Below are 3,890 nucleotides of genomic sequence, written 5' to 3'. Positions count from 1 at the left end.
ACCCAGCTCGCAATGCAGTAACAATCGCTGTCCAACATTTCTGGGTCACTTCACTGCGCGGGGACGACGAATTATTGGGCTAACTAATTTCGCCGTCCACGGCGGAAAAACCGTTCCCCGTTCGTCACTGCTTAATGAACTACACAAGCAATGGAGCCTTCATGACTGCAGAGATCAACCTGAAACGCCGTGCAATGCTCGGTGCCGCCACCACCACCTTGATCGGCCCCGGCATCTCCACGCTGTCGATGGCGGCGCAATCTTCCGATCCATGGCAGCGCGCGAGAGAGATCGAAGCCAAGTTCGCCAAGCCGCTGCGCTTCCGTGACGAGGATTTCCTCATCACCGCCTTCGGCGCCAAGCCTTGCGAGGTCGCACCGGTACGCGCCTGGGTGACGCCACACGCGATGGGCGAATCGCTGTCGCCGCTGCGCGGCTCGCACGACTGCTACCCGGCCATCACCGCCGCCATCAATGCATGCCACAAGGCCGGCGGCGGACGCGTGCTTATCACCAAGGGCAACTGGTACATGGCCGGCCCATTGGTGCTGCGCTCGAACGTGCATGTGCACCTCGCGGCCGGCGCCCGCCTCTACTTCAGCCCCAATCCAGCCGATTACGCCCGCTACGGCGACATCGACTGCGGTCCGAACGGGAAGCTGGTCGTTTCGCGCTGGCAGGGCAACGATGTACTGAACTATTCCCCGCTGGTGTATGCCAACGGACAGGACAACTTCGCTCTCACGGGCGAGGACTGGAGCAGCATTTTGGACGGCCAGGGCGGCGTTCCCTTCGAGGCCGGAAACGGCTGCTGGTGGGACTGGAAAGGACGCCGCAACAAGGCAGGCAAGGAAACCCAGACCGCGATCAACGAGCGCAATCCCGTATCGCTGGAGGCGGTCGCACCGCAACTCACGACGGACGAACGGGAGTTGATCCAGTCGACCCGCCAAAGCTTCCGTGCCGACGAACGCTACCTGCCGGCCCTGTCCGAAGCCGGGGTGCCGCTCGCCCGGCGCATCTTCGGCATCGGCCATTACCTGCGTCCCAGCATGATCGAATTCATCGGCTGCAGCAATATTCTGCTGCAGGGCTACATGGTGAAGGGATCCCCCTTCTGGCAGCACCATCCGGTCAACTGCCGCAACTTGCACATCAAAAAGGTCCACATGGACAGCATGGGGCCGAACAATGACGGCTTCGATCCCGAGTCCTGCGATACCGTTCTGGTCGAAGATTGCGAGTTCAACACAGGTGACGACTGCATCGCGGTCAAGGCCGGGCGCAATCGCGACACCGCCTTCGGCCCGACGCGCAACGTGCTGGTTCAGGACTGTGTCTTTAACAGTGGCCACGGGGGCATGACCCTGGGTAGTGAAATGGCAGCGGGCATCGAACATGTGTACGCACAGCGGCTCGAGTTCCGCAATGTGCATTGGCAAAAAGACCCGCTCAACACGGCCATCCGCATGAAGACCAATATGAATCGCGGCGGATTCCTGCGCCACTTCTACATCCGCGACTGCACTATCGCCAATGGTATCGCCACCGTCGGGCGCTTCTACGACCAGCTTCCCGGTTCCTCGCTCCCGCCGAATTCCGCAGCCACCACGGCCGGCGGCGTGATCACCATCGACTGCGATTACACGCCACTGGACGAAAGCGTCCGCGTTCGCCTGCCGGACGTGTCAAACGTGCACATCTCGAACCTGCGTGTCGGGAACGTCAATACCCCGACGGGAATGTACTCCTGCTACCAGGCGTTCGTGATCCTGGGACCGCTCGCCAGCAGCTATAACGGACCGGCCGGCAAACCGGTACTGCCGGTCAGGGACGTCACGATCAGCGATTGCGACTTTGGCACCCCTCGCAACAGCGAACATCCCTGGTTCGCGCACAACGTTAAGGGCGTGCAGCTCACTAACGTCAAGATTGCCGGCAAGACCTACAACGCCAGCCTGGACGCCTGATATCTCCCGCTCACAGAAGATCAATGACTAAAACATTCTTCGGCCGCCTGATCGGCTTCTTATTCTGCCTTGCCAGCACTACTACGCTGGCCAACGATTCTCCCATCGCCTCCAGCTCGGCACAGAGCGCTGTAGGTCGGCAGTCATCCGCAGACTGGGTGAGAACCGAGCGCCACCCCGGTGATTTTGTGCTGGCCGATGCCAGCGGGACCGCAACCATCGTTTTTTCGGACGAAGACGCAAAGGTTGTCCGCATCGCCGCGCGCGACCTCGCTGCGGATATCGAAAAGGTCACCGGCCGCAGGCCCCGGGTCGCCGGTAAAGCGGCATCCACGGCCGTCATCATCGGTACGCTCGGCCGCAGCGCGCTCATCGACAAGCTCGCCGGTTCCGGCAAGCTGTCAGTTGCCCAACTGCGGGGCGCTTGGGAAAGCTTCGTCATCGCTACCGTCGAACAGCCAATGCCGGGTGTACAGCGCGCACTGGTCATTGCCGGCAGCGACCCGCGCGGCACGGCCTTCGGCACCTATGAGCTGTCGCAGGCGATCGGGGTCTCGCCCTGGAACTGGTGGGCGGATGTGACGCCCGAGCGCAAGGCTGCCCTGTATCTCGCATCGGGATTGCGCCGCTTCGGTCCACCCTCCGTCAAATATCGCGGCATCTTTATCAACGACGAGGACTGGGGGCTGCACCGATGGGCCTCCAAAACCTTCGAACCGGAATTCGGCGGCATCGGTCCCAAAACGTATGAAAAGGTATTCGAACTGCTGCTGCGCTTGAAAGCGAATTCGCTCTGGCCGGGAATGCACCCTCCGACCAAAGCATTCAATGCGGATCCACGCAACGCGGCCCTGGCCAATGACTACGCCATCGTCATGGGTTCGTCCCATGCCGAGCCAATGCTGCGTAATAACGGCAAGGAATGGACAGAACCGCCCGACCATTTCAACTATGCGACCCATCCCGCGAAAGTACTGCAATACTGGCGCGACCGAATCGAGACGAATAAGCAGTACGAAAATATGTACACGATCGGCATGCGCGGAATAAACGACGCCCGCATGCAGGGGCCGAAGGAGGACCGCGAGCGCATCAAGCTGCTGGAGCAGATCTTCGCAGACCAGCGCGAGCTGTTGCCGAAAGGAGCGCAGCAGGTATTCACGCCGTACAAGGAAGTGCTCCCCCTTTACAACCAGGGCCTGAAAGTACCGGAGGATGTCACCATCATCTGGCCCGACGATAACTTCGGCTATATCCGGCGTTACGCGAACGAGGCCGAACGCCAGCGCAGTGGCGGCATGGGCGTGTATTACCATATATCGTACAGCGGCGCTCCCATGTCCTACCTCTGGCTGCACACCACGCCGCCAGCGCTGGTGTGGGAAGAGATGTCCAAGGCCTACGACCATGGAGCCAGAACGGTATGGATCGTCAACGTCGGCGACATCAAGCCCGCCGAAGCTGGCGCGGAATTCTTCCTGCAGATGGCTTGGGACATCAACCGTTGGAAACGCGAGAATTTACCGGATTATCTGCCGCAGTGGGCGGCGCGCGAATTCGGCAAGGCGCATGCAGGTGAAATCGCCTCCATCATGGATAAATATTTCCGGCTGAATTTCGATCGCAAGCCAGAACACCTGCAATGGTGGCTGCCGAAGACCACGCCGCATCCCAGCACCTTGAGCTTTGAGGAAAGCCGGCAGCGCGTCCGCGAATTCAAGGAACTGCAGGCACGGGTCGAACACTTGCAAAGCAGCATTGCGCAGGCGAAGCGGGACGCCTATTTCGAACTGGTTGCCTATCCCGTGGTGGCCGCGGCGTTGGCGAATGAACGCTATTTCGAGGCCGAGCTTGGCAACATGGAGAGAGCCAAGGCCGCGAACGCGGAACTGGTGGCGTTGACGGCCAAGTGGGACACTG

The 3,890-nt window shown here is 60.7% G+C and carries 2 protein-coding genes; both read left to right on the top strand.

What is annotated here, in order from left to right:
* The first annotated feature begins 161 nt into the window (after positions 1-161).
* A complete protein-coding gene (locus E4O92_RS02555; protein WP_135188186.1) occupies positions 162-1,970 on the top strand; it encodes a glycoside hydrolase family 28 protein in 1,809 nt (602 codons plus the stop codon).
* Between the two features lie 23 nt (positions 1,971-1,993).
* Positions 1,994-3,890 (top strand): glycosyl hydrolase 115 family protein (locus E4O92_RS02550; protein ID WP_135188185.1); only part of this gene is annotated, 1,897 nt, incomplete at its 3' end.

Source organism: Massilia horti (genome assembly GCF_004614195.1).
Classification (GTDB): domain Bacteria; phylum Pseudomonadota; class Gammaproteobacteria; order Burkholderiales; family Burkholderiaceae_D; genus Telluria; species Telluria horti.
The sequence above is the reverse complement of the archived record's forward strand: the minus strand, read 5'-3'. Positions and strand labels throughout refer to the sequence as shown.